A 4,343-nucleotide genomic window follows, 5' to 3' on the forward strand; every position below is an offset into this window, starting at 1 on the left:
GCAGTAGAACTGAGCTCACGTACCCAAAAGTACGCTCCGCTCCGGTTCTCGGAAGCCACCATTTTCGACTCGGCCTGACCTGAATCTCAACACACCCGGACGCCCAAACAAAAAGCGCTGGCCTTGCGGTCAGCGCTTTTTGTTTGGGGCAGGGAAGCCCTAAGCGCTTTCGCGCTTTAGATCTTTGTTTTGTGCAAGTCGTTATCCCAAAACCGCTACGCACTTTGGGCGACATGCACTCAGTTGGCCGAGCAGAAATGCTGTTCGCCGTCATTGCCGGTGAACGTGCCGGTGCGGGAGTTGAAGGTGCGATAGCGGTCCGAACAATACTCGTACCAGCCGCGCGTCCACGGTTCGGCGTAGCGATCGGCGTACACCACCTGCGGCTCCGCATAGTAGCGGCGGACCGGGGCCGGGCGGACCCGTACGTCACGATCGTAGTAACCGTCATCGTAATAGCGGTCAGCGTAGGGCGGGGGCTGGTCATTGGCCAACGCACCACCGATCAGCGCGCCGGCGGCGAGGCCAAGCACGCCGGCGGCAATGGCGTCGCCGTTGTGGTGGTGGCGGCGGTGATGACCCCAGTCATCGGCGTTGGCCGCGGGCAAGGCCGCAAGCATGGTGCCGGCCACGGCGGCGGACAGCACGGCAGTCTTGAAAATTCTGTTCATCTTGGTCTCCTTCGTACCGGGCCGTGCAGTTTTGCAGGGGATGCGGTCCGGCTTTACCCAAGACTAATATGCGACCGTGGCTGAACGGAGGCTGAACGGATTTCGACCTGCCTGTTCAAAATGGCGTGTTCAAGAGGAACGTCAAAAACCACGCTCGAGATGAGCTGGGCTGCCTGCTGGAGCCGACAGTCTGAAGCCGGCTCAGCCGACCGACAGGTTGACGGCCTTGGGTCCCTTGCCACGCTTGTCCGGCTCGGTGTCGAATGTCACTTTCTGCCCATCTTCGAGACCGGGAAGACCCGACGCCTGCACGGCCGAAATATGGACGAAGACATCCTTCGCGCCATCGTCCGGCGTGATGAAGCCGAAGCCTTTGGCATGGTTGAAGAATTTGACGGTGCCGGTCTGCGGCATGGGAAGCTCCCTTTGATCCCATAAACTCCAGTCTCGGGCCGGCAAATGCCCGAGAGGAAATTTGTCCTTTATTTTAGCGTCATCGGCAAGAGAAAGTTTTGCGGGCACTTAAAGCCCGTCACGCTTTAAGCCCTTGTTATGATGCATGTCGTTGACCCGAACCGGATCCGCTTGTGGATGACATGTACTTATGCTGCGCCGCGGACATGAAAAAGGCGCGACGAAAACTGCCGCGCCTTTTCAAAAATCTGTCTGCGTGCCCAGAGGCTGGGCAAGCTCCGAACTTCGTTCGTCCGCCGTCAAGGACCGCGGTGCGACGATGGCTCAGGCAGCGCGGAGGTTGACCGCCTTCGGGCCCTTGCCCATGCGGTCCGGCTCGACGTCGAAGGTGACCTTCTGGCCGTCGACGAGCGTGCGCAGGCCCGATGCCTCGATCGCGGAAATGTGGACGAACACGTCCTTGGCGCCGCCGTCGGGCGTGATGAAACCGAAGCCTTTGGTCGCGTTGAAGAATTTAACGGTGCCGGTCTGGGCCATTGGGGAAACTCCTTCACCCGTTCAGTCTTTGATGGTCCTGCCCGCCACCTGGCGTCGAGGGCAGTTCCCGGTGGTTGCTTCGGCAGTCATGCATTGGCGCATGGTCAAACCCCCCGCCGAAAACGGGGCCGTCAGAGATTCACAGTATCGGGGAAAGGTCGTCCAAAACGTTCCGCTCTCCGGGTCGCAAATGCCCGAACACGGAATTTATCGCACGGAAACGTGAAGGTTGCAAGATAGCGCCGCGGGTCGCCACACTGGGCACATCCCGACGCAAGAATCGACCGATCTGAACGTCGACCGGCCGCAAATAGGCTCGGTTGTGGATCGGGTCATCGGCCCACAGACGGGGTCACGCATGGGCCAGGATTGCCGGTGGCGTGAGCGGGCGCCCGCCACGGTTGCAACCGAGATTTCCCGCGCGAAGAGCCGCGAACGTGGTTGCATTTGACAGGGGAATGGCGAGGATCGCGATCAGAGACGGGATCGAGGGAGAGATCAGCATGAAATTCCTGGCGTCAATTTTTTCGTGGCAAGGTCCTGGCTTTTCGCGGCAAGCATTTGCCGTGCTGTGCCTGTCGGCGCTTCTGGCCGCCTGCACCGTCGTCGTCGATGACGGCCCGGGACCACGCCCGCGTCCGCCGCGTCCCGAACCGGAATTCTGCACCAGGCAATACGAGCCGGTCTGTGCCCGCCGCGGCGGCGACCGCCAGACCTTCGCCAATGGCTGCCTTGCCGACCGTGCCGGCTACCGCATCGTGCGCGACGGCCCCTGCCGCGGTGACGGCGATGGTGGCGGTGGCGGTGGCGGTGGCGGTGAAGAGCAGACGTTCTGCACCCGCGAATACGCGCCCGTCTGCGCCCGCCGCCACGGTGAGATGCGCAGCTTCCCCAACGCCTGCGAAGCCCGCGCCGCGGACTATCGCATCGTCGGCGATGGGCCGTGCTGAGTTTTTTCCTTCTCCCGCGTGGGAGAAGGAAAGCCCCCGTCTACTTTCCCACGTCGACGTAGGGCTTCGCCTTCAAGACGGTGAGGGACATTTCGGGCTGCTGCAATGGCTTTGCGGTTGGCAGTTGCGCGGGTGGTGCCTAGGCCGGATAGGCCCCATCGGCAGGCCCGGCATAAAGCTCGCTGCCGTCCTCGTCGCAGATGCGCAGGCGGTCGGGRATYTGCGGCATGGCCAGRCTGTGGAACAGSGCGGTKGCGCCCTGCARGGCGGCGCGCARGGTCGGCGCCTCCAGCGACACCTTGTCGAGTGTTGCTTCCTCGGCGTCGCGCGACCGATAGAACTCGATGACGAAATTCAAGCAAGCCTCCGTGGCAGAGCATTGCGTGGACCTGTTGCGTCAGTTCAACGCCTGCTTACTGCGGGGCGAGGGGCGCATGCGAAGCGCCCCCAAGGCGTCAGCCCTTGGACTTTGGCTTCAGGCTGCTCTCCGCCTGCTTGACCGAAGAGCCGAACGGAGCGGCGGCCTTGGCCACGACCTTGTCCTTCTTCGGCTTGCGTGTTTCGCGATTGCTTCGCTGTTGACCCTTGGACATGGACTGCTCCTCGTGTGCGTGTGCTGGTTTGGCGTTGTGGCCTGGTCTCAGACGACYGGATTGTTGGGAACAATCGGATTGTTGGCAACAATCGGATTGTCGACCGGTTCGAGATTGTCTTCCGTGGTGACCCGCTCGTAGGTCTCCTGCTCGCTGCGGATACGGTATTGCGGCGAACCGTCCTTGACCGGCARCCTGCTCTTGATCTCGAACAGTTCCGCCGTTTTCTGGACGAGGCCGGTGCGGCTCTTCATGCGCACCGTCTGGCCAATGGCGAAAAGGTGCGAGGGCGTGTCTGTGCGCGGACGCGCATTCTGCTGGAAACGGATCATGCTGCATTCTCCCGGTCGCGCTTCAGCGCGGTTTCGAGTTCGAGGTGGTCGATGGCGACAAGCTGGCTGGTGGTCGGGTTCTTCACCGCCCTTGCCGGCAGGTGRATGAAGGTGGCGACRCGGCGCCAGGCRASMCRCGACATGCCSTCGATCAGCTCTTCGTCATGATCGATGTCGTAGTCGCCGGCCGGCAACGGTCCCTCCAGTCCACCGAGCGCGAAAGCTGCGGTGAAGCGGGCGATGGAATGGGTGGTGCGGTCCGGCATCGTCCTGGCCTTGCTTGGTTCACGCCTTGGGCGTCATGTAAAACAGCGGCCTGAAAGCAAAAAAGCGGGGACGAGCCCCGCTTTCCTATTTCCGGCAATCGCTGGAAATAAGCCGCTTTCGAGAGCTGCCAGTACATCCGTGGTCAGCGTTCATCGAATTCGGCCGGATCAGATCAGTTGCAGATTGGCGGCCGACTCGCGGCCCTTGCCGTCACGCTCCAACTCGAATTGCAGTTTCTGGCCTTCGGCGAGGCCGGGAAATCCGGCGCGCTCCAAGGCGCTGACATGGACGAAAACGTCCTTGCCGCCATCGGCTGGCTGAATGAAGCCAAAACCCTTCTGGCCATTGTAGAGCTTCACGGTTCCGGTGGTCATAGGTGTCTTTCGCGGATCGAGAACTCGTCGCAAGGCGAATGTGCCGTGCGTCCGGTATCGACGATTTTGGAATGAGATTGGCGGGTCGAGAACCTCTGACGCCGCGAGATGCCAATTCTGGCCAAAACGATCTTCCTTATGTAGATCGATCAGGCCGCCTGTTCAAGATGATTCAGAAAATAAACCTACCGCGGCTGGAAAATAG

The 4,343-nt window shown here is 61.4% G+C and carries 9 protein-coding genes; 1 reads left to right on the forward strand and 8 read right to left on the reverse strand.

Features of this window, described 5'->3' with window-relative positions; genetic code table 11:
- Positions 1–239: 239 nt before the first annotated feature.
- The 3 genes from AC1DX0_RS31725 to AC1DX0_RS31735 all read right to left on the reverse strand — a co-directional run bounded on the left by AC1DX0_RS31725 (position 240) and on the right by AC1DX0_RS31735 (position 1,622).
- A complete protein-coding gene (locus AC1DX0_RS31725; protein ID WP_477224057.1) occupies positions 240–671 on the reverse strand; it encodes a BA14K family protein in 432 nt (143 codons plus the stop codon).
- Between the two features lie 201 nt (positions 672–872).
- Positions 873–1,085, reverse strand: a complete 213-nt coding sequence (locus tag AC1DX0_RS31730) for a cold-shock protein (protein ID WP_008877668.1) — start codon at positions 1,083–1,085, stop codon at positions 873–875.
- A gap of 324 nt (positions 1,086–1,409) precedes the next feature.
- A complete protein-coding gene (locus tag AC1DX0_RS31735) occupies positions 1,410–1,622 on the reverse strand; it encodes a cold-shock protein (protein WP_006202520.1) in 213 nt (70 codons plus the stop codon).
- A 503-nt stretch (positions 1,623–2,125) separates the two neighbouring features.
- Between AC1DX0_RS31735 and AC1DX0_RS31740 the strand changes: the two genes are divergently transcribed.
- Positions 2,126–2,572, forward strand: a complete 447-nt coding sequence (locus AC1DX0_RS31740; RefSeq protein ID WP_477224056.1) for a Kazal-type serine protease inhibitor domain-containing protein — start codon at positions 2,126–2,128, stop codon at positions 2,570–2,572.
- Positions 2,573–2,711: 139 nt separating this feature from the next.
- Here the strand turns inward: AC1DX0_RS31740 and AC1DX0_RS31745 are convergent, their stop codons facing one another.
- The 5 genes from AC1DX0_RS31745 to AC1DX0_RS31765 form a co-directional block, all read right to left on the reverse strand.
- Positions 2,712–2,930, reverse strand: coding sequence for a hypothetical protein (locus AC1DX0_RS31745; protein WP_477224055.1), 219 nt, complete (start codon positions 2,928–2,930; stop codon positions 2,712–2,714).
- 97 nt (positions 2,931–3,027) lie between these two features.
- The gene (locus AC1DX0_RS31750) at positions 3,028–3,165 is read right to left on the reverse strand and encodes a hypothetical protein (protein WP_197033284.1); all 138 of its coding nucleotides are present in this window, start codon (positions 3,163–3,165) and stop codon (positions 3,028–3,030) included.
- 47 nt (positions 3,166–3,212) lie between these two features.
- On the reverse strand, positions 3,213–3,497 hold the full coding sequence (locus AC1DX0_RS31755) for a hypothetical protein (RefSeq protein WP_477224054.1): 285 nt from the start codon (positions 3,495–3,497) through the stop codon (positions 3,213–3,215).
- Positions 3,494–3,763: a hypothetical protein gene (locus AC1DX0_RS31760; protein WP_477358373.1), complete on the reverse strand. Its 270-nt coding sequence runs from the start codon at positions 3,761–3,763 to the stop codon at positions 3,494–3,496. The genes AC1DX0_RS31755 and AC1DX0_RS31760 overlap by 4 nt, the downstream gene beginning before the upstream one ends.
- Positions 3,764–3,931: 168 nt before the next feature.
- On the reverse strand, positions 3,932–4,138 hold the full coding sequence (locus AC1DX0_RS31765; protein WP_477224052.1) for a cold-shock protein: 207 nt from the start codon (positions 4,136–4,138) through the stop codon (positions 3,932–3,934).
- Between the last annotated feature and the right edge of the window lie 205 nt (positions 4,139–4,343).

This window comes from Mesorhizobium sp. P3_A9, assembly GCF_056402975.1.